The following is a 19,320-nucleotide window of genomic DNA, read 5'->3' on the forward strand; positions in this document are numbered from 1 at the left end:
AGATTCAATTATTTACTTCATTAAAAAAAACCAACCTGAACTCATCCAGCGCAGGTCGGCAAACTGGTTAAACTAGAGTAAGACCACACCAAATACAGCCCCAGCAATCAAGACATGTAAAGGATGAACCTTTTTAATTAAAGATAATAAAGTCGCAATGACTACCATAATAATGAGTAACGTATTTATTGCCGCTGCCTCAGAAATAATCCAAGCACTAGCAAGTACAGTTCCCACAGTGACAGGTTGTAAAGCAAGCTGTAAAACACGTCTCCATTTTTTATCTTTAAATTTTGACCAGCCTCTCATCACGAATACAGTAATAAGAGATGAAGGTAAAAATTTAGCGGTAGACGTTACAAGTAGACCTGACAACCCTGCTACATGCCATCCCACCAACGGTACAATCATCATGTTCGGACCGGGTGCAGCTTGGGCCATGGCGAACAATGCACTGAATTCTTGTGCCGTCATCCAGTGATGAATATCAACTACTTGGCGTTGCATCTCAGGCAAAATCGTATTTCCACCACCAAATGCAATAAGAGACAATTGAGTAAAAATGATCGCTAAAGTAAGTAGAACTGCACCCATTACACACGTCTCCAAATGATTGCCGAGTAAAATGCCAACAAAATCAGCATAGTCACTAGTAAAGAGATTTTTAGAAAAGCAATACTGATAATTGCAGCAACCACTACGCAAATCGCTAATGGATTACGTAACAATGGCTTAAGCATTTTTAAACCTGTTGCAACTAGTAGCCCAGCCGCAGCAGCAGCTAAACCTTCAAAAAGATGCTTAACCATTAAATTATCTTGGAACTGCTCATAAACATAATGTAAAAGTACAACAATTATCGTAGGTGCAAGGATCAGACCAATGAGTGAGCTCACTGCCCCACGAACACCGCGAAACTCCATGCCAATCGCAACCGATAAATTAATAATATTGCCGCCTGGTAAAAATTGACACAGACCAAGTAACTCAGTGAATTTTTCAGGGCTTAACCACTGTCTCTGCTCTACAATAACTTTACGGGCTAAAGGCAGCACGCCACCGAACCCAATTAAACCTAATGTTAAAAAACCTAAAAATAACTCTGTGCTGGTCGGGACACTCTCCTTCTGCACAGCAATCTCAACATGGTTCATTTTCGTTACTTTTCACTTTATCTGACCAAGATAGAATGATACTTTTGTGATATATCTACAAATGCTTTTATTTTCATTAACCATACCATAAAGGTATTCCTATGCTCGATTTACATAAGCTCCATGCCTTTGTTGTGGTAGTTGAAGAAAGGAATATTACACATGCTGCAAACCGATTGTTTATTCAACAGCCGCCTCTAACGCGTTTACTTAAAAAACTCGAAGAAGAACTTGGTACACAATTACTTATTCGCCAGCCTCGAGGAATTGAACCAACTGAGGCTGGTTTAGCCTTATTTAAAGAAGCACAACTTTTATTAGAACATGCCAGACATATTCCGAAATTAGTCCAAGATGTTAGCCAAGGTAAAACTGGTCAACTCAATATTGGTTTTACAAGTTCTGCGGGCTTGCATCCGCTCATTTCATTAGTATTGCGCTCATATCGAGAAATATATCCCAAGGTACAAACCAAACTTGAAGAAGCAGGCAGTCAAAAACAATTAGATCGTTTAATCTCTGAGAAACTTGATATTGCTTTTTTAAGAGCACCGATCAGCCGTGACATCGGGTTAAAACATCTTCATATATTAGATGAGCCAATGATGGTGGCATTGCCTATAGGCCATCCACTTACACAAAAAGAAAAAATTAGCTCAAATGACTTATCAAATGAAAATTTTGTTTTATACCGTCGTTCTTCAGGACAAGGTTTATATGACAATATTTTATATAGTTGCTACCAAGCAGGTTTTAGTCCACGCATTATTCAGGAAGCACCTCGGCCAACTGCAACATTAAATTTAGTTGCTGCTGGAATTGGTATAACGATTGTGCCAGCCTCAATGCATAACTTTTGGGAACATGAAATTGTGTATCGTGATTTTGATGATTCAATAAAAATGAATGCGCCTATTTACTTGATTACACGAGAAAATGAGAGCTCTGCCAAAGTTTCAAATTTTATTGAACTATTACAAAAACTTTTGCCCACAATGGCCTGAGTGTAAAAGCTAAGCAATAAAAAGTGCCCCGAGTGGAGCACTTTTTTATGAAACTGTTTATTTTTGATTTACTCGTTTTGATAGCTCTTCTGCCGACTCTTTGCGCTCAGAGTAGCGATCTGTCAGGTACTGTTTTTGCCCACGTGTTAATAAGGTGAACTTATACAATTCTTCCATAACATCAACGATTCGGTCATAGTAAGAGGATGGTTTCATACTGCCATCTTCTTCAAACTCTAAAAAAGCTTTAGCAACCGAAGACTGATTTGGGATGGTAATCATGCGCATCCAACGCCCTAAAATACGCATTTGATTGACCGCATTAAAAGACTGCGAACCACCACTAACTTGCATGACTGCTAAGGTTTTACCTTGAGTTGCACGGATTGCTCCGGCTGCCAAAGGAATCCAGTCAATCTGGGCTTTTAAAATTGAACTCATTGCACCATGACGTTCAGGTGAGCACCAGACCATACCTTCTGCCCAAGCCAAAAGCGCATGTAATTCTTGAACTTTCGGATGATCAGTTCCTGCATCCTCAGGTAAAGGTAAACCTTTAGGATGAAAGATTTTGACTTCAGCACCTAGGTATTCAAGGATTCGACCAGCAGTCAGCACAGCAAAACGACTATAAGAACGTTCACGATTAGAACCATATAGCAATAAAATGCGAGGTGGATGCTCAAGCTGCTGTGCTTGCACTTGCTCAAATGTAGGCTTATCAAGAAGATCTAATACTACATTTGATAAATCATTATTAAGACTGTTCATCTGAGAAATACTTTTTCTTTAACCAAAGAGAAACGGTAACGAGTGAAATTAAAACGGGAACTTCAACCAATGGTCCAATCACTGTGGTAAATGCCACAGGTGATGCCAAACCAAATGTTGCAATGGCAACCGCTAAAGCTAACTCAAAATTGTTACCAGCCGCAGTAAACGAAATAGCAGTGGTACGTGGATAGTTATTCCCCATACGTTTACTCATAAAGAAGCTAATGAAGAACATCACCACAAAGTAAATCGTCAATGGAATTGCAATACGTAATACATCTAAAGGTAAGCTCACTACATCACCACCTTTTAGGCTAAACATCGCCACGATGGTAAAAAGTAAAGCAATTAAACTAATCGGACTAATTTTTGGTAAAAATTTAGTTTGATACCATTCCAAACCTTTCGACTTGACTAAAATCAAACGCGTCAAGAATCCCATCAAAAATGGAATACCCAAGTACACTAAAACCGCATGTGTAATAGTCCAGAAATTCACATCAATGACTTGCCCTGCCACTCCAAAATAAGGCGGCAAAAAGGTTAAGAATAACCATGCATAGGTACTGAAAAATAAGATTTGGAAAATACTGTTAAATGCAACCAACGCTGCAACATATTGGTTATCACCACAAGCAAGACCATTCCAAACCAAAACCATTGCAATACAACGTGCCAAACCAATTAAAATAAGACCAGTCATATACTCTGGATAACTATGCAGAAAAACAATCGCAAGTGCGAACATTAAAACTGGAGCTATCAACCAGTTTTGAACCAATGACAAAGTTAAAGTTTTCTTATCTTTAAATACTTCTGGTAACGTAGCGTAGTCAACCTTTGCTAAAGGTGGATACATCATCAAAATTAAGCCGATTGCGATTGGGATATTAACGTTATCCACACTCATCTGGTTCAAAGAAACCGAGGCCTGAGGAAAGAAAACTCCAATAGCCAAGCCTAAGGCCATGGCTATAAAAATCCATAGCGTCAGATTTCGGTCTAAAAAGGAAAGCTTTTGCTTAGTCATGTCTGCTCTCTTACTCAATATGAGAGATTTCATTAATCTCAGCAATTAAATGTGAACGGTTTAGATTCGCAACATCAAGTGCAAACAATGCATCTAAACGACGATTAATATGAGCTACGGTCTCTTGGAATGCTTTAAGCTTTTCTTCTTTCGGCAAATCTAAGTGAGATGGGTCACTTAACCCCCAGTGTGCTTTGATCGCACCACCTAAATATAATGGGCATGCTTCTTGTGCAGCGGAGTCACAGACTGTAATAACAACATCCGGTTGATATTGTTCACAGTCATCAATAGTTTTACTCCATAATCCATCTGTGGAAAGGCCTAAATTTTCAAGTGTTTCAATCGTTAATGGATGTACTTGTCCTGATGGTTTACTACCAGCGCTATAAGCTTTCCAACCTGCTGGTGCACGGCTGTTAAATAAAACTTCTGACAAAATGCTACGGCAACTGTTTCCAGTGCATAAAAATAAAAATTTCATGGCCTCACTCACAATAGGTAGAAATAGAAGAAAACTGTGAAGATTGGTGTTTCATCGAATCTTCATCTTGCACGCCTATAATTTTTAAAACGTCGACAGCCCACTCAGGTAAATTGGGATTCAAACTGTAATAAACCCATTGTCCCTGTCGTGCATCAAGTAAGATGCCATGTGTGCGCAGCAATGCTAAATGTCTTGAAATTTTCGGCTGGCTTAAATCAAGCTGTTCGGTCAAATCACAAACACAAATTTTTTGTTGATTTAACACAAGTTTTAGAATGTTTAGTCGTGTTGAATCGGATAGACACTTAAAAAAATCAACTTGGTTGACCATGTCAGCTCCTCATTTAATATCTGTTATTGCAAATATACGCATATCCATATATAAATGCAATATCTCAACTTATTGTGAATTCGTCATGACAAATCCTGTGAAGATTTACCATAACCCTGCTTGCGGAACCTCACGTAATACATTAGCGCTTATCCATCATGCAGGCCTTGAACCTATCGTTATTGAATATTTACAAACGCCTCCAACGAAAGCTGAACTGGTACAACTCATTCAGGATTCAAACTTAACTGTACGTGAAGCAATTCGTAAAAATTTTGATCCATACAAAGATTTAGAGTTGGAACAAGGTCACTGGACTGATGAACAGTTAATTGATTTTATGGTGGAGTATCCAATTTTAATTAATCGTCCTTTCGTGGTTACACCAAAAGGAACACGACTTTGCCGCCCTTCTGAAATTGTTCTTGATATTTTAGATGTAGAAAACTTAGGCTATTTCGCAAAAGAAGATGGCGAAGTGATCATTGATGAGCAAGGTCATCGTATAAAGTAATTAAAGATACTTATTAATATAAAAAGCTAAATGGCATAACACCATTTAGCTTTTTTTGAATTAAACAGGTAAAAAATAAGACTTAATGAAAGGAAGAAGTTGCTCTCCTATCACCATGCCCAATAAACCGACTAATGCAACAAGAGGTGGAGCTGGTGACTTAACATTTAGAACATAATATAAGACACCAACAAGCAACCCTACAGCCAAAGATAACAAGTACATTTTCATCGTACATACCTTAGAGAATTAAGCCATTTAATGAAGCAGGTTCCCATACTGTTTTATTTAAAATGCAAAACACGAGCACCCAAGTGCGCCCCAGAAAGATTTTTTGTCCTTATCATTTACAGGAACATCAAGCATCCATGCATGGCTATGCCCATGCATACCACAGCTGCTAGCACATGCACACAAAGCACTTTGTGACTGTAATGATTGATTAGAAGGTGCATTACGATTTTCAGATAACCGCCACTGACCTCCGAAGCGCTTTACTGGTGACCATGTTGGTGAAGCTGGTGGTAACGGCGGATCGTCGTGCTTAAACTCTGCCCCTGCATAGACCACTTTGCCACCTAAGACAGTAAGTACAGACTCAATCCACTGAATATCTTCCGCTTCCACTTTAAAGTAGTCATCAGACAATACCACCAGATCAGCAAGTTCCCCTGCTGTTAATGAGCCTTTGACATCTTTTTCACCAGAGAACCAAGCCGAACCTTTAGTCCAGAGTTTGAGTGCTGTCTGACGGTCTAATAGATTTTTTTCATCATAGAGTGGTAAACCACCGACTGTTTTACCAGTACTTAGCCAATACAAACACACCCAAGGATTGTAAGAGGCAACACGAGTCGCATCTGTCCCAGCACCCACAGGAACACCAAGTTCTAACATTTTCTTAACTGGTGGCGTTGCCTGAGCAGCCTCGGCACCATAGCGTTTTACGAAAATCTCACCTTGGTATGCCATACGGTGTTGAATGGCGATACCACCACCCAACGCACCTATACGTTCAATATTACGCTCAGATACAGTTTCGGCATGGTCAATAATAAATCGAGTTGCAAAAGGCTGTTTTGAATTTACTTTCTCAAATACATTGAGCAAACGATTAATACTTTCATCATAGGTTGCATGAATACGGAATGGCCATTTCTTTTCAGCCAAGTGCTCTACAATAGCTTCTAGTTCACCTTCCATTTTTTCTGGTAAATCTGGACGTGGTTCATAGAAATCTTCAAAGTCACCCGCTGACCAAGTCAGGTTCTCACCTGCTCCATTCATTCTAAACAGCTCATCACCATCACCCGGAAATGTCATTTCAGTCCAACGGCGATAGTCATCAAGCTCTTGGCCTGCCTTTTGAGCAAATAGGTTGTAAGCGATTCGCACCGTCATTTGATTTTGATCGTGCAATTGCTTAATCACATCATAATCTTCAGGATAGTTTTGACCGCCACCGCCCGCATCAATTGCTGAAGTAATACCCAACCGATTCAATTCACGCATGAAATGTCGAGTTGAATTGACTTGATCTTCAACTGGCAATTTCGGTGCTTTCCCTAAGGTCGAATACAAAATCATAGCCGATGGCGTAGCGAGCAAAAGACCTGTTGGCTCACCTTTTTCATTTCGTACAATCTTGCCGCCAGGTGGGTCAGGTGTATCTTTGTTAAAGCCTAATACATCAAGTGCAGCTCGGTTCAACAAAGCACTGGCATATAGATGTAAGACGAATACAGGAGTATCTGGTGCAGCTTTATTAATTTCTTCTAAAGTCGGTAAACGCTTTTCGGCAAACTGGAATTCCGTCCAACCGCCTACTACGCGAACCCATTGTGGGGCTGGAGTATTATCGGCTTGTTCTTTGAGTAAGCGTAATGCATCGGCAACGGATGGCACACCCTCCCAGCGCAACTCCATATTGTAATTTAGGCCACCCCGAATAATATGCAGATGACTGTCATTTAGACCCGGTATAACGCGACGGCCATTTAAGTCTACAACTTTGCTCGTCGCTGTTGCCAGCTTCATGATCTCTTCATTTGTACCCGTGCGTACGACTTTACCCTCTGCAATCGCAATTGCTTGTACTTCTGGATTTTTTGGATCTAAAGTTGTGATTTTACCGTTTTTGAGTATGAGATTTATTTCGGTCATTCTGAACTCCATTCTTGTGAATTATCGTTCTAAAAATAAAGGCATATCTGTATTAATATCACTTAAATATTGAATACTAGACATGCCTTTACCTAAATCAGTAGTGTTTTATTTTGCAGGAACTGGTGCAAGTACTTCGTGTTTTGATGTTGTACGTTCAGGTGCCTTATGTACCATCGTATAAGCATAATCAACACCCATACCATAAGCACCAGAGTGTTCGCGTACAATCGCCATAACTGCATCATACGTATCACGGTGTGCCCAATCACGCTGCCATTCAAGTAATACTTGTTGCCAAGTTACTGGAACAACACCCGCTTGAATCATACGTTGCATGGCATAGTCATGTGCCTCTTTCGATGTACCACCTGAAGCATCTGCAACCATATAAATTTCATAATCCCCGTCAAGCATCGCACCAAAAGCAAAGGTGTTATTACACACTTCAGTCCACAAACCTGAAACAATCACTTTTTTACGATTATTTTTTGCAAGCGAATCACGTACTTTTTGGTCATCCCATGAATTCATTGAAGTACGTTCTAGTAATGGAGTATCTGGAAATACGTCTAAAAGTTCTGGATAGGTATGACCAGAGAAGCTTTCAGTCTCAACCGTCGTAATGGTGACAGGAATATTGAATGTTTTAGCTGCTTTTGCTAATCCTACAGTATTATTCTTTAATACTTGGCGATCTATTGATTGTACCCCAAAAGCCATTTGCGGCTGATGATCAATAAAAATAACCTGACAATTGGTTGGTGATAGTTGTTCTAAAAGTGATTTATTCATGGGTAAACTCCATTATTCCTTATGAGTAATGCATTAAAATTGCTTACTGGTTATTATGAAAACAGATAAAAATGTAAAAGCATAGACAGTAAATCAGCACGAATCTGTATTGTGTACGAATACAATCAAAACAATGATTGCTTTTTAATTTTTATAGTTTAATCATTGATATATATTTTTTTACCTTTCGCTTATCCATGGATCGATTAGACTGTATTTCCACTTTTGTAAGTGTCGTAGAACACGGGAATTTTAGTAGCGCAGCTAGAGCACTTGATATCTCTCGTGACTTGGTTGCAAAACGTGTTTGCTACCTCGAAAATGACCTCAAAACCACACTGTTAACCCGAACTACAAGACAGATGAACCTCACCTCTTGTGGGGAAAAGTTTTATCAACATAGCAAAGTCATTTTAAGTGAGTTCGAATGGGCTGCCTATGAAATTAGCTACAATCAGCAGTACCCAGAAGGCGAACTCAAGCTCAATACACCAATGTCTTTTAGCAACATTTTTCTTCAACATATTATTTCAGATTTTATTGAGAAATATCCCAGCATAAAAATTGATTTATTCATGACTGATCAGCTGTTAGATATGAATAATAATAAATTTGATTTAACAATCCGTGTAGATGGCTCTCCTCCAAATTTGGCAAATAGTAAAATATTAAATACCTATCAACGATATTTATATGCAACCCCTGAGTATTTTAATCAGCATGGATTACCAAATTCATTAGAAGAACTTAAAGAACACAAGTTTCTAATTTACTATCAAGATAGCCGACATAAAAAATTGATTTTCCAAAAAGATCAGAAGGAAGTGTCTTTCAATTGCTTCCCTGTAATGACCTGCAATAATGGTGAATTATTATTAGATATGTGTCTAAAAGATCATGGTATTGTCTTTCTTCCGGAGTTTATTGCAGAGCCTTACTACAAAGAAGGTAAATTACAGAAATGTTTGGAAGACTACACTAGTCAGCCGCTTCACTTATATGTCACATGGCCAAACCGTAAGATTTTATCGAAGAAAGTAAAACTATTTATTGATTTTCTAACACGTCAAATCGTTCCTATAAAATAAGTGGTCTGGGCCTTTTCCATTGGAATTGGCCCATGGTTTTCAGTTAGTTTGAATGGTTTCGATCTTCTTATTTTTAAATAAATTTAATAAATTTTGTTCTGGTGACGCTGTGTTGTCTTCTTGAATAAATGTGGTCGCGTAGTTTTCTAAATGCTCTTCCATCAATTGAGTTGCTCGTTTTTCATCACCCTGCTCAATTGCATCTAAAATTGCACGGTGTTCATCTGCAGAACAATTATTATGTTTTGGAATTTCATATAACCCAATTAATAACGAAGTTCTCGCAATAAGTGTCTGCAAATAATTAGTCATGATCGTATTCTGATTTGCTTCAATCAATTTCAAATGAAATTGTCCTGATAGCTTAATCCACTCAGCCCAATTACCAGCTAATCGCTCTTGCGACTCTTGATCGACTAAGGCTCGAAGCTCACTAAAATCTAAGTAATGAGACTTTTGAGCTAACTTTTTTACAGTGACAATTTCAAGCATGCTGCGTGCTTCAAAGACTTCTTTTGTTTCATGAGCACTATGTTTTGCGATGAGTGCCCCACGATTGGGCTGAATTTCGATGACCTTATCATGGGCAAGTTTTACGAAAACACGTCTTAACACTCCCCTCGTTACACCGAATGCCTCACATAGGGGTGCTTCAACCAAACGCGCCCCAGGTGTAAGTTGCCTATTTAAAATGGCATCAACAATAGCGTTATATATATGGTCATCAATTTCATCATTGCTCATTTCTACGGCTTTTTTTAGTGCATTCGATGGCATTGATTTCTCCATTTTTATTAACGCCTCCTCTTTTTAAAACTTTATCTAATAACTGTAGTGTAAGTTTAACTTAACCTTTTGGGAATATTACTCTCATTTCCGCAGCATCTATGTGCTACTGAACAATTCAAAAATAAACCTTAAAATATCAGCTTATATAACTAAATTTATGTACTTTTTATAAAAATTAATCTCTTCTCATTTTATAAAGCTGCCTCTTTATATCCAAATTCCGTACCAGTTTAAACAATCTCATCAATGCTACCCCCCGAATTTGGCACAACTTTTGCTCAATAGAATTGTGCACAATACAAATATCATATTGTGCACAATTTTAATTTCATTCTTTTAGCCAGAATTTCAAGCTGCTGAAGAACGTGCCAGCCCAACATAAGGGAAGTGAGTGTTCAAGATGAATAATACCGAAGCAATAATTAAACCTTCTTATGATGCAAAACTGACAAATCAAGACTTAGCTCCTTTAAAAAAACAAACATGGGGCGCTTATAATATTTTTGCCTTTTGGATGTCTGATGTTCATAGTGTCGGCGGCTATGTCATGGCTGGGAGCCTTTTTGCACTTGGGCTAAATAGCTGGCAGGTACTTTTATCTTTACTCATCGGCATTGCCATAGTTCAGTTTTTTACAAATCTGATCGCCAAGTCTAGCCAACAAACAGGCACGCCCTATCCTGTTATTTGCCGCGCAACCTTCGGTGTGCTTGGTGCAAACATACCTGCCGTTATTCGTGGTCTTATCGCTGTTGCATGGTATGGCATTCAAACCTATTTGGCCTCAAGTGCTTTCTTATTAGTCATTTTAAAGTTCTTTCCAGAATGGTCTGTCTATGCCGATGTTTCAAATTACGGCTTTCTTGGACTTTCCTATTTAGGATGGGTTGGCTTCATGCTGCTTTGGTTACTGCAAGCGATAGTTTTCTGGTCTGGGATGGACAGTATTCGTAAGTTTATTGACTGGGCGGGTCCGGCTGTCTACGTTGTAATGTTTGCGATGGCAGTCTGGCTCATCTGGAAAGCTGGATGGCAGAATATTGATTTAAACCTAAGTGGTGTTCAATACGATGGTTTTGCTGTTGTACCAGTCATGATTGGTGCTATTGCTATCGTTGTCTCATATTTTTCAGGTCCAATGCTGAATTTTGGCGACTTCTCTCGTTATGGTAAAAGCTTTAACGCGATTAAAATGGGCAACTTTCTTGGACTACCAATTAATTTCTTAGGCTTTTCTTTACTTACTGTAGTTTGTATTGCAGCAACGCTTCCAGTGTATGGCAAGCTCATTACAGACCCTGTCGAGATGGTTGGAAAACTTGATAATACATTTGTGGTGATTTTAGGCAGCTTGACCTTAATGATTGCCACCATCGGGATTAATATTGTCGCTAACTTTGTTTCACCTGCCTTTGATTTTTCTAATGTTTCACCGAGCAAAATTAGTTGGCGCATGGGTGGAATGATTGCAGCAGTAGGTTCAATTTTCATTACCCCATGGAATTTATTTAATAACCCTCAAGTGATCCATTACACCATTGATATTTTAGGCGCATTTATCGGTCCACTTTTTGGTGTATTGCTCGCCGATTTTTACCTCGTTAAAAAACAAAAAATCGAAGTGGATGATCTATATACCTTAGATACTAAAGGTTTGTATTGGTACAAAAATGGTTATAACCACTCTGCCTTTTATGCCTTAATTCCTGCTTCATTAATTCCTATTCTCTGCGTACTTTTACCACAACTGTCGGGGCTTGCTAATTTCACATGGTTTATTGGGATGGGATTCGGTTTTGTCATTTACCGATTTCTTAACCAACCACTTGCCCATGCTAAATCGGCAATGACTAAGGCAAAAGCACAATGAAAATTAAAATTATTAATCCCAATACTACTCAAAGCATGACTGAAAAAATTGCTGCATCAGCAAATATAGTTGCGAGTTCTGGTACTCAAATTATTGCTGTGAGTCCTCAAATGGGCCCTGCAACAATTGAAAGTTATTATGATGAAGTATTAAGTGCTGTAGGTGTGCTGGAGGAAATTCGCCAAGGTGAACAGCAAAATGTAGATGCCTATATCATTGCCTGTTTTGGTGATCCTGCGCTTTATGCCGCCCGTGAAATCACTTCGGCACCTGTGATTGGGATTGCCGAAGCAGCTATGCGAACTGCAAGTTATGTCAGTACCGGTTTTAGTGTGGTGACAACCTTACAACGCACAGTGAATATGAGCTGGCATCTGGCTCATCGCTATGGGGCTACGCCATTTTGCAAAAATGTTCGAGCTTGTGACATTGCAGTTGAAGAGTTGGAGCTTCCTGACTCAGATGCTTATCGAACCATACGAGATGAATGCAAAAAAGCACTCGCTGAAGATAAAAGCGATGCGATTGTTTTAGGATGTGCAGGTATGAGTGATTTGTGTCTAAAGCTACAAAACGAGTTAGGCGTAATCGTTATTGACGGCGTTGCTGCAGCCGTTAAACAAGCTGAAATGCTAGTTCAATTAAATTTAAAAACCAGCAAAGTCGGTGATTGGGCCTCACCTCCTGTAAAGAACTACACAGGTATATTGTCGGGTTTTGGAACACAATAGAGATAACTTACTGTTTCAATTCCAACTCAAAATGCTACGTTGGAATTGAAACAAAGAATAATTAAAGGAATTAAGCCTCTGCTAACTCTGGCTGTTGTTCTTCTTTATAAAATGGCACATCGCCATTAATAGTTGCACGGTGCATGATGCGATGGGCATCGCCATAATCAAATAATGCTTTATGTTGTGTGCAACGGTTATCCCAAATCGCGACGTCACCGTCTTGCCATTTCCAGCGTAAATGAAACTGCTCTTGGGTCGCATGTTCAAACAAGAAATTAAGTAATTGCTCACTTTCTTGTTCAGGTAACTCATTAATTTGTGTGGTAAATCCCTCACTTACAAACAACAAAGGCTCGCCTGTGACCGGATGGGTACGCACCACTGGATGAACCACTGGAGGATTACGCTTAAAGGTTTGCAACAGCTTTTCGCGCTCTTCTTCGTTATGGGCAAAACGTTCAAGTGGAAAAGACTTACGAATATCGTGGGTTGTAGTTAAGCCACGTAGTTTTTGCTGTAACTCAAGCGGAAGCCCTTTAAAAGCTGCTGTGTTGCTCGACCATAATGTATCGCCGCCTACAGGTGGAATTTTAATGGCTTGCAATACACAGCCCAATGGTGGAGTTTTACTAAAAGTCACGTCTGTGTGCCAAAGTTCATTGTCACGTAAGTCTTGTTTCCAACTATCAAGCACCATGACTTCCGGCACATCCTCAATAGAAGGATAAATCGGATGCACGTGTAAGGTGCCAAAACTACGGGCCAAGTCTGCTTGTGCTTGCGGTGCTAATTGTTGCTTTCGAAAAAAAATGACCTGATGATCAAGCAAAGCCTGCTGGATTTGTTGCGTTGTCTGTTCATTTAACGCATTCAAATCGATATCGTGAATAATTGCGCCAATGGTAGGCTTGATCACTTCAATATTTAAGTTTGCTACTACTTTATTCATCTTCTTTACTACAACTGCTGACCATACCAAGGAGAAAACTGTTTTTGTAACCAACGTAAAAACAGCTCAAAACTAACTGCGACAATCGCAATCACAATAATGCCCAGAATCACCGTATCGGTAATTAAGAACTGTGCTGCCGATTGCACCATAAAACCAATACCGCGGTCCGCTGCAACCAACTCTGCTGCAACTAATGTGGACCAACCAACCCCAAGACCAATACGAATACCGGTAATAATATGAGGTAAAGCTGTTGGCAAAATGACATGCCAAAAGACTTGTGACTGACTTGCCCCTAGCGACAATGCAGCACGTTCACGATTCAACTGATGGCTTAACACGCCATGCGCACTACTAATAATGACAGGCGCCAAAATCGAGAAGAAAATCAAAAGTACTTTTGTGGTTTCGCCAATACCGAACCAAATTACGAGTAAGGGTAAATAAGCTAACGGCGGAATTGGACGTAATAATTCAACTAAAGGATCTAGAACAGCACGAACCCATTTGTTCAGACCCATCCATAAGCCTAGCGGAACGCCAATCACCACGGCAGCAATCAAAGCTAAAAACACACGCGAGATACTAGCGGCCAAGTGTTGCCACAAAGTCGCCTTCATAAAGCCTTCTTGGCTGACCGATATAAATTTTTGCCAGACTGCCTGTGGGCTAGGTAAAAACAGTTCAGGTACGACATGCAACGCAGTAATGAGGAACCAGAGTGCAACCACACTTCCCACACTAATTATGCTAACTGCCAAAGTGCGATGCTTTTCAAAAAATGACGATAGAAATGAAGCATTTTCTGTTTGTACATCTGGCTTAAGTTTTAGCTCTGCTTTGTCATATTCATAGACGTTATCTTTAGTATTCATGTAGGTAACGCCTCCTTACCGTTTTGTTTTTGTGTCCTTAAACTTTCAAACAGCTGTTCTCTGAGCTGAATAAATTGAGGGTCCGACTTAATCGAACGAATAGACTCGCCCTGACGATATCGTTTAGCAAAATCGAGATGTAGAGTTTCTACAATTTTGCCCGGATGCGCTGTCATCAGTACTAACTGATTGCTGAGCAATAATGCTTCTTCAATGTCATGAGTAATCAAAAAGAAGCTTTTATTTTGTTGAATCCATAAATCGAGCACTAACTGCTGCATGTTTTCACGCGTAAAAGCATCTAATGCGGCAAAAGGTTCATCTAATAAAATAAACGGCGCGTGACTGATCAAAGCTCTGGCAATACCAACACGTTGTTTCATACCACCGGAAAGTTCCCAGATATTGGCTTTTTCAACGTGACTTAAACCCACAATTTTTAAAATTGCACTCACTTGTTTCTCAATCTCTGCACGCTTTAAAACTTTTAACTGCAAAGCGAAGCCAACATTATCTGCAACATTCAACCAAGGAAGGAGTGCATGATCCTGAAACACGACAGCGCGGGTTACATCTGGACCAGTTACGACCTCATGATTTACAAGCACATCACCAGAACTTGGCTTTTGAAATCCTGCCAAGATATTGAGCAAAGTTGTTTTGCCGCAACCTGACTCACCTAAAATCACGGTTAAAGAACCTTCTTCAATGGTTAGGTTAATGTCTTGTAAAACTGGCTTTTGCTGTTTAGGAAAAGTCAGATGAATATGTTTGGCTTCTAATACACTCATGACAACTCCTTAAGGCTGCAAAAATGAAGAATTCACATTGCCTTTATAATCGGCTTTAAGTTGATCGACCTTGCCCTGACCTTTTAAGAACTTCGCTGTATCAAAAATATTTTGCGCAAATTCACCTTCTAACGTTTGTTTTTGCTGAGCATGGTCAAGGTAAATATTTCCACTTAATAAAAGCGGGATATCTTTTGAATCAGAACCTGTGAGCTGCGCAATTTTTTGCACGTTATCGGCATCTTTAACGTAAGCGGCTGGGTCTTGGTTATATTTTTCGAGTTGCTCAAGTGTGGTTTGGACAAAAGCTTTTAGAAAGTCAGGATTTTTCTCTGCAAAATCTTTACGTACAACCCATAAGTCATAAGTTGGGGCACCCCACTCACCGACTTGTTTCGAGTCAGTTAAAACCGTACCAGATGCTTTGGCTTTACTTAAAGCAGGTTCCCAAACATAGGCAGCATCAATATCACCACGTTCCCATGCAGCTGAAATTTCAGGTGGACGCAAGTTAATAATTTTTACTTTGTCTTCTGGAATGTTCCAATGTTTAAGTGCAGACAAAAGGCTGTAATGGGTTGTTGAAACAAACGGTACAGCAATGGTTTTGCCAATTAAATCTTGAGGGCTTTTTATGCCTGATTTATTACTTACCACTAATGCTTCAGACCCACCAAGTTTTGAAGTAATTAAGAATACTTCAATCGGTAAATCACGGCTTGCGGCAGCAGCAAGTGGACTTGATCCAATATTGCCAAGTACCACATCACCTGAAGCAAGTGCATTTACAACATCTGAACCCGCATCAAATTTTTTCCATTGAATGGTACGTTGACTATGTTTTTCATAGTCTCCATTCGCCTGTGCAACTTTGCTTGGGTCAACTCCGGTTTGATAAGCAATCACGACAGGTTTGTTGTCACGAACTGAAGCACCCGTATTATTATCTTTCTTATTTTGCCATACGATAAATGCAACAATTGCTACAACCACAATTGCCGTGATAATCAACGGTTTGGTTTTTGTGCTCATAATTTCATGATCTTTCAATAATATAAGCCCATGGTATGCAGCCGGCTTTATAATGAAAAATAAAAAAATATGAGTTGCTTATCTAATTTTTATAAATAACTTTTCCTTATAAGTTTTTATCTTTTGGTAAAAAGCAAATTCCAAGTAAACTTACAGATTAAAATAAAAATTAAAATACTTATATATCAATAATTAAAAACCATATTCACAAATCATATGATTAGGCAAGCCTGACAGACGGCCTCTAAGTATTTTATCCTCTCATATTTGATCATTTTTATTTTTGCTTATTGCATCCAGAGTTTTGCATCTAATTAATTTTCTTTCTTTTATATAAGGTTTAGATTTTATTATCTTTTTATCTTAAAACCTCTGCAAATATTGAGATTTGGGCAAATCTTTTTCTGGTTTATACATGACGCAAATTTAATTTTTATTTTTAAGAGGAGAAAAATTCTTTTGTTTAAACATTCTCAAATTTTGAAAAAAACATTAATTACAACGTCTTTGATTACATTCAGCCTTTCAAGTCATGCAGCACTTACCTTTGGCAATGCTGAAGAAGGTGAACTTAAAGTAAGTGGTACTGTTCGGGCTAAATATGTTTATGATTTTGACTCTGAACCCACTACCAGTAAGTTTTCCTTTAATGACGCCGTATTATGGCTGGACTATAACTCTCCAAAATGGATTGGTCGTTTAGATTATCGGGTTTATGAATATTATGGGCGTTTAGGCGATGCCAATTGGCTTACCGATGCATGGATGGGTTATAAAATTAATGACAACAGTAAAATTATTGCTGGCTTAAACCCCGTTCCTTTTGGCTTGGGTCGCTTTTGGGGAAATACTTATTATTTAGGCATTGCCAATAGTGCCGGTTGGGAAGATGTACACAACCTTGGGGTGAAATATGATTTCAATGATGGAATCAATGAAGCACAACTCGCCTTTTATCCTACCGATGGTGGCACCTATAGAGGTAAAAGCAAAGACTCGAGTCGATTTAGTATCAACCCAGTCAATGCGGATGACTCTGTACCACAAGGCACCAATACTAAAGAAAAGAACTCCATTGTTGTTCGCGGTGCTCATACCTTTAAAAATGTCTTAGGCCAAGAAAATTTCTCTACTCAACTGGGTGCCTCTGCATGGTATTCCACTATTGAAAATAAACGTTCAGGGCAAGATGGCGATCGCCAAGTCTATTCAGTTTTTAGCAATACCAATTATAACCAATGGAATTTACAGCTTTTGGCTGGTTATCAGGACATTGATAATGCCGACACCCAATATAAAGATCATCTGACTTTGGGTGGTTTCGATTATTCATTTAACTCTGCAACCAAAGGTCAGATTTACTCAGCAGAACTCAGCTATTTATTTCCTCAGCAGTTTGGCCCAATTACCTCTGTTCGCCCGTATTTAAACTACAGCTCTTATCGAAAAGAACAAGATGGCTTTAAAGATTCAACCCGTTTTATTCCCGGCATTGCCTTTAACTATCAAAAATTGACAGTACAAGCCGAGTTACTAATGGGTAAACACGATCCATACCTAGGAGACAGTGAAGGACTTGCGGCTGGTGGAACCAATAATAAATGGAATAAAAAAGCATTTGTGATTTTTGCTTATTACTTCTAACTCCAAAAATAAAGGCCAACAGATGTTGGCCTTTATTTTATTTAGAGATTTATTTTTACTCTAGTCGATTACAGGTGAATTATTGTGAGGAAGTTCTGTTTTATCTTCATCGATAACATTGACATCTTCGTATGCTGCTCACGGATTAAAGCCCCTTTTTTAATACTGGCAAAAGTCGGTCTGAAATTTTTTGCCAATTCATCATAACGTTCTGAAGGCCCTTCACCCCACATGCGAGAAATAATTGAGGCCTGACTAAGTGCTGCATGCGTTAGGAACCGAGATGATGCTCAAAATTTAAATTTGTCATGTAAGTAAAACCAATATTGCTTGGCTTTTACCATAAAATATTTATTTCATATGAAAACGATTATTTTTTTATAACTGTATTCATTCTTTATATAACGCGAAACAAAAGCCTGAAAGCGCTAAGCAATCTCTTTCTTGTTAAGACTATGCTGACTTTGCAATAAGGTTTGCATATATTCTGAATAGACAGATAACTTTTCAAAAATATGTTCTGAATAAAACATGTCGTCAATTAAATGCGTCATTTGAGGCTTCGTGAAAGTGTCACAGAGTGCTACCAATTCAGCATTCATTTGAGCAAATTTCGCGCATAATTTGACATAAGTTTCATCTTTATTTTTGAATAATAATTTCCGCATTTCTAAGCTATTTAAATTTTTCAAGTCATCATCTTTTGTCGTTTTAATCCAATAAATTTTGACCTTTAAAAATTGCTCCAGTGCTTCTAAATGCTCTATATCTATGTCTAAACTCGTAATTAAAAACACTGTAGAGAGATCACTTCGGCATAGTGCCTTGATGAGGCTTAAATAGATAAATTCAACTTCATTAAGCTCCGCCAGCTCCAAATCGATATAAATTTTTAAGCTGTCTAAAACATCATCTACTTTGAATAAGGCTTTTTTTTCAGCTTGGTAATATTTATTCAGAATAGAAAGCACAGGCTCAGTTGCAGGCGTTGTATAAATAGCAGCCTTGTTTAGGCTAGCAAAAATAAATGGTGAAAATAGATAAGCCAGACTACTTTGCTGTGGCTCAATATGAGATTGGATTAAATATACAGTTTCAGATTTAGAAAAGTCCCTGAGTACTTTCGCTCTTAATAAAGTAGCTTCAAAATTAACGTAAGTCTGCTCTAACTGAGCCAATATAGATACAGGAATAGGCTGATTTTTAATAATTTTATGCAGGACATTGAGTTGAGAAGTAATAAACATTTTTTAACATCCAAGCTATTTTAGAAGAGCTACACTTAAATCAGGT

The 19,320-nt window shown here is 38.7% G+C and carries 21 protein-coding genes and 1 pseudogene; 6 read left to right on the top strand and 16 right to left on the bottom strand.

Going from position 1 to position 19,320, the window contains the following annotated elements:
* Positions 1 to 72: 72 nt before the first annotated feature.
* Complete coding sequence (locus ACXM0J_RS11510) at positions 73 to 594, bottom strand: chromate transporter (RefSeq protein ID WP_000501457.1); 522 nt, start codon at positions 592 to 594, stop codon at positions 73 to 75.
* Entirely contained in the window at positions 594 to 1,154 is a 561-nt protein-coding gene (locus ACXM0J_RS11515) for a chromate transporter (protein WP_086266134.1), read from the bottom strand. Before ACXM0J_RS11515 ends, ACXM0J_RS11510 begins: the two co-directional genes overlap by 1 nt.
* Positions 1,155 to 1,255: 101 nt before the next feature.
* Between ACXM0J_RS11515 and ACXM0J_RS11520 the strand changes: the two genes are divergently transcribed.
* Complete coding sequence (locus tag ACXM0J_RS11520; RefSeq protein WP_068564295.1) at positions 1,256 to 2,158, top strand: LysR family transcriptional regulator; 903 nt, start codon at positions 1,256 to 1,258, stop codon at positions 2,156 to 2,158.
* 57 nt (positions 2,159 to 2,215) lie between these two features.
* Here ACXM0J_RS11520 and arsH read toward each other — a convergent pair whose 3' ends face one another.
* Genes arsH through ACXM0J_RS11540 form a run of 4 tightly spaced genes read right to left on the bottom strand, consistent with a single transcriptional unit; the run spans position 2,216 to position 4,780 of the window.
* Entirely contained in the window at positions 2,216 to 2,929 is a 714-nt protein-coding gene (gene arsH, locus ACXM0J_RS11525; RefSeq protein WP_068564293.1) for an arsenical resistance protein ArsH, read from the bottom strand.
* Positions 2,916 to 3,962: an ACR3 family arsenite efflux transporter gene (arsB, locus tag ACXM0J_RS11530; RefSeq protein ID WP_086266135.1), complete on the bottom strand. Its 1,047-nt coding sequence runs from the start codon at positions 3,960 to 3,962 to the stop codon at positions 2,916 to 2,918. The genes arsH and arsB overlap by 14 nt, the downstream gene beginning before the upstream one ends.
* 10 nt (positions 3,963 to 3,972) lie before the next feature.
* The gene (locus ACXM0J_RS11535) at positions 3,973 to 4,446 is read right to left on the bottom strand and encodes an arsenate reductase ArsC (RefSeq protein ID WP_086266136.1); all 474 of its coding nucleotides are present in this window, start codon (positions 4,444 to 4,446) and stop codon (positions 3,973 to 3,975) included.
* A 4-nt stretch (positions 4,447 to 4,450) separates the two neighbouring features.
* A complete protein-coding gene (locus ACXM0J_RS11540; RefSeq protein WP_005069740.1) occupies positions 4,451 to 4,780 on the bottom strand; it encodes a metalloregulator ArsR/SmtB family transcription factor in 330 nt (109 codons plus the stop codon).
* A gap of 85 nt (positions 4,781 to 4,865) precedes the next feature.
* On the opposite strand from ACXM0J_RS11540, the gene arsC reads away from it, so the two are divergent.
* A complete protein-coding gene (gene arsC, locus ACXM0J_RS11545) occupies positions 4,866 to 5,294 on the top strand; it encodes an arsenate reductase (glutaredoxin) (RefSeq protein WP_086266137.1) in 429 nt (142 codons plus the stop codon).
* Between the two features lie 60 nt (positions 5,295 to 5,354).
* Here the strand turns inward: arsC and ACXM0J_RS11550 are convergent, their stop codons facing one another.
* The 3 genes from ACXM0J_RS11550 to ACXM0J_RS11560 all read right to left on the bottom strand — a co-directional run bounded on the left by ACXM0J_RS11550 (position 5,355) and on the right by ACXM0J_RS11560 (position 8,252).
* Positions 5,355 to 5,525 carry a DUF1427 family protein gene (locus ACXM0J_RS11550; RefSeq protein ID WP_086266138.1) on the bottom strand — a complete coding sequence of 57 codons (171 nt, stop codon included), beginning with the start codon at positions 5,523 to 5,525 and terminating at the stop codon, positions 5,355 to 5,357.
* 57 nt (positions 5,526 to 5,582) lie between these two features.
* On the bottom strand, positions 5,583 to 7,457 hold the full coding sequence (locus ACXM0J_RS11555) for an amidohydrolase (protein ID WP_086266139.1): 1,875 nt from the start codon (positions 7,455 to 7,457) through the stop codon (positions 5,583 to 5,585).
* A 108-nt stretch (positions 7,458 to 7,565) separates the two neighbouring features.
* A complete protein-coding gene (locus tag ACXM0J_RS11560; protein WP_086266140.1) occupies positions 7,566 to 8,252 on the bottom strand; it encodes a hydrolase in 687 nt (228 codons plus the stop codon).
* 197 nt (positions 8,253 to 8,449) lie between these two features.
* Here ACXM0J_RS11560 and ACXM0J_RS11565 point away from each other — a divergent pair, with 197 nt between their 5' ends.
* Positions 8,450 to 9,340 carry a LysR family transcriptional regulator gene (locus tag ACXM0J_RS11565; protein WP_017481618.1) on the top strand — a complete coding sequence of 297 codons (891 nt, stop codon included), beginning with the start codon at positions 8,450 to 8,452 and terminating at the stop codon, positions 9,338 to 9,340.
* Positions 9,341 to 9,379: 39 nt separating this feature from the next.
* Here ACXM0J_RS11565 and ACXM0J_RS11570 read toward each other — a convergent pair whose 3' ends face one another.
* Positions 9,380 to 10,129 (bottom strand): GntR family transcriptional regulator, encoded by a 750-nt coding sequence (locus ACXM0J_RS11570; RefSeq protein ID WP_086266141.1) that lies wholly within the window; start codon positions 10,127 to 10,129, stop codon positions 9,380 to 9,382.
* A gap of 400 nt (positions 10,130 to 10,529) precedes the next feature.
* Here ACXM0J_RS11570 and ACXM0J_RS11575 point away from each other — a divergent pair, with 400 nt between their 5' ends.
* Both ACXM0J_RS11575 and ACXM0J_RS11580 read left to right on the top strand, forming a co-directional pair.
* Positions 10,530 to 11,999, top strand: a complete 1,470-nt coding sequence (locus ACXM0J_RS11575; RefSeq protein ID WP_086266142.1) for an NCS1 family nucleobase:cation symporter-1 — start codon at positions 10,530 to 10,532, stop codon at positions 11,997 to 11,999.
* The gene (locus tag ACXM0J_RS11580) at positions 11,996 to 12,730 is read left to right on the top strand and encodes an aspartate/glutamate racemase family protein (protein ID WP_086266143.1); all 735 of its coding nucleotides are present in this window, start codon (positions 11,996 to 11,998) and stop codon (positions 12,728 to 12,730) included. The genes ACXM0J_RS11575 and ACXM0J_RS11580 overlap by 4 nt, the downstream gene beginning before the upstream one ends.
* 70 nt (positions 12,731 to 12,800) lie before the next feature.
* Here ACXM0J_RS11580 and tauD read toward each other — a convergent pair whose 3' ends face one another.
* The 4 genes from tauD to tauA are packed head-to-tail and all read right to left on the bottom strand — an operon-like array spanning position 12,801 to position 16,401.
* Positions 12,801 to 13,682, bottom strand: a complete 882-nt coding sequence (gene tauD, locus ACXM0J_RS11585; protein ID WP_086266144.1) for a taurine dioxygenase — start codon at positions 13,680 to 13,682, stop codon at positions 12,801 to 12,803.
* An 8-nt stretch (positions 13,683 to 13,690) separates the two neighbouring features.
* Positions 13,691 to 14,560, bottom strand: a complete 870-nt coding sequence (gene tauC / locus ACXM0J_RS11590; RefSeq protein WP_019458900.1) for a taurine ABC transporter permease TauC — start codon at positions 14,558 to 14,560, stop codon at positions 13,691 to 13,693.
* Positions 14,557 to 15,351 carry a taurine ABC transporter ATP-binding protein gene (locus ACXM0J_RS11595; RefSeq protein WP_086266145.1) on the bottom strand — a complete coding sequence of 265 codons (795 nt, stop codon included), beginning with the start codon at positions 15,349 to 15,351 and terminating at the stop codon, positions 14,557 to 14,559. Before ACXM0J_RS11595 ends, tauC begins: the two co-directional genes overlap by 4 nt.
* A gap of 9 nt (positions 15,352 to 15,360) precedes the next feature.
* Positions 15,361 to 16,401 (bottom strand): taurine ABC transporter substrate-binding protein, encoded by a 1,041-nt coding sequence (tauA, locus tag ACXM0J_RS11600; protein ID WP_086266146.1) that lies wholly within the window; start codon positions 16,399 to 16,401, stop codon positions 15,361 to 15,363.
* 441 nt (positions 16,402 to 16,842) lie between these two features.
* On the opposite strand from tauA, the gene ACXM0J_RS11605 reads away from it, so the two are divergent.
* Positions 16,843 to 18,027, top strand: a complete 1,185-nt coding sequence (locus ACXM0J_RS11605; RefSeq protein WP_086266147.1) for a hypothetical protein — start codon at positions 16,843 to 16,845, stop codon at positions 18,025 to 18,027.
* A 134-nt stretch (positions 18,028 to 18,161) separates the two neighbouring features.
* Here the strand turns inward: ACXM0J_RS11605 and ACXM0J_RS11610 are convergent.
* Positions 18,162 to 18,337 (bottom strand): annotated as a pseudogene (locus ACXM0J_RS11610) (acyl-CoA dehydrogenase family protein); the annotation flags it as partial.
* Positions 18,338 to 18,455: 118 nt separating this feature from the next.
* The gene (locus ACXM0J_RS11615; protein WP_086266148.1) at positions 18,456 to 19,274 is read right to left on the bottom strand and encodes a hypothetical protein; all 819 of its coding nucleotides are present in this window, start codon (positions 19,272 to 19,274) and stop codon (positions 18,456 to 18,458) included.
* Between the last annotated feature and the right edge of the window lie 46 nt (positions 19,275 to 19,320).

It is taken from the genome of Acinetobacter sp. GRABPA_MV_2, assembly GCF_056725885.1.

What these genes read in the sequence shown, in the direction of transcription:
- ACXM0J_RS11510 (WP_000501457.1), bottom strand. Translation starts at nt 594, where the DNA reads ATGGGTGCAGTTCTACTTACTTTAGCGATCATTTTTACTCAATTGTCT.
- ACXM0J_RS11515 (WP_086266134.1), bottom strand. Translation starts at nt 1,154, where the DNA reads ATGAACCATGTTGAGATTGCTGTGCAGAAGGAGAGTGTCCCGACCAGC.
- ACXM0J_RS11520 (WP_068564295.1), top strand. Translation starts at nt 1,256, where the DNA reads ATGCTCGATTTACATAAGCTCCATGCCTTTGTTGTGGTAGTTGAAGAA.
- arsH (WP_068564293.1), bottom strand. Translation starts at nt 2,929, where the DNA reads ATGAACAGTCTTAATAATGATTTATCAAATGTAGTATTAGATCTTCTT.
- arsB (WP_086266135.1), bottom strand. Translation starts at nt 3,962, where the DNA reads ATGACTAAGCAAAAGCTTTCCTTTTTAGACCGAAATCTGACGCTATGG.
- ACXM0J_RS11535 (WP_086266136.1), bottom strand. Translation starts at nt 4,446, where the DNA reads ATGAAATTTTTATTTTTATGCACTGGAAACAGTTGCCGTAGCATTTTG.
- ACXM0J_RS11540 (WP_005069740.1), bottom strand. Translation starts at nt 4,780, where the DNA reads ATGGTCAACCAAGTTGATTTTTTTAAGTGTCTATCCGATTCAACACGA.
- arsC (WP_086266137.1), top strand. Translation starts at nt 4,866, where the DNA reads ATGACAAATCCTGTGAAGATTTACCATAACCCTGCTTGCGGAACCTCA.
- ACXM0J_RS11550 (WP_086266138.1), bottom strand. Translation starts at nt 5,525, where the DNA reads ATGAAAATGTACTTGTTATCTTTGGCTGTAGGGTTGCTTGTTGGTGTC.
- ACXM0J_RS11555 (WP_086266139.1), bottom strand. Translation starts at nt 7,457, where the DNA reads ATGACCGAAATAAATCTCATACTCAAAAACGGTAAAATCACAACTTTA.
- ACXM0J_RS11560 (WP_086266140.1), bottom strand. Translation starts at nt 8,252, where the DNA reads ATGAATAAATCACTTTTAGAACAACTATCACCAACCAATTGTCAGGTT.
- ACXM0J_RS11565 (WP_017481618.1), top strand. Translation starts at nt 8,450, where the DNA reads ATGGATCGATTAGACTGTATTTCCACTTTTGTAAGTGTCGTAGAACAC.
- ACXM0J_RS11570 (WP_086266141.1), bottom strand. Translation starts at nt 10,129, where the DNA reads ATGGAGAAATCAATGCCATCGAATGCACTAAAAAAAGCCGTAGAAATG.
- ACXM0J_RS11575 (WP_086266142.1), top strand. Translation starts at nt 10,530, where the DNA reads ATGAATAATACCGAAGCAATAATTAAACCTTCTTATGATGCAAAACTG.
- ACXM0J_RS11580 (WP_086266143.1), top strand. Translation starts at nt 11,996, where the DNA reads ATGAAAATTAAAATTATTAATCCCAATACTACTCAAAGCATGACTGAA.
- tauD (WP_086266144.1), bottom strand. Translation starts at nt 13,682, where the DNA reads ATGAATAAAGTAGTAGCAAACTTAAATATTGAAGTGATCAAGCCTACC.
- tauC (WP_019458900.1), bottom strand. Translation starts at nt 14,560, where the DNA reads ATGAATACTAAAGATAACGTCTATGAATATGACAAAGCAGAGCTAAAA.
- ACXM0J_RS11595 (WP_086266145.1), bottom strand. Translation starts at nt 15,351, where the DNA reads ATGAGTGTATTAGAAGCCAAACATATTCATCTGACTTTTCCTAAACAG.
- ACXM0J_RS11615 (WP_086266148.1), bottom strand. Translation starts at nt 19,274, where the DNA reads ATGTTTATTACTTCTCAACTCAATGTCCTGCATAAAATTATTAAAAAT.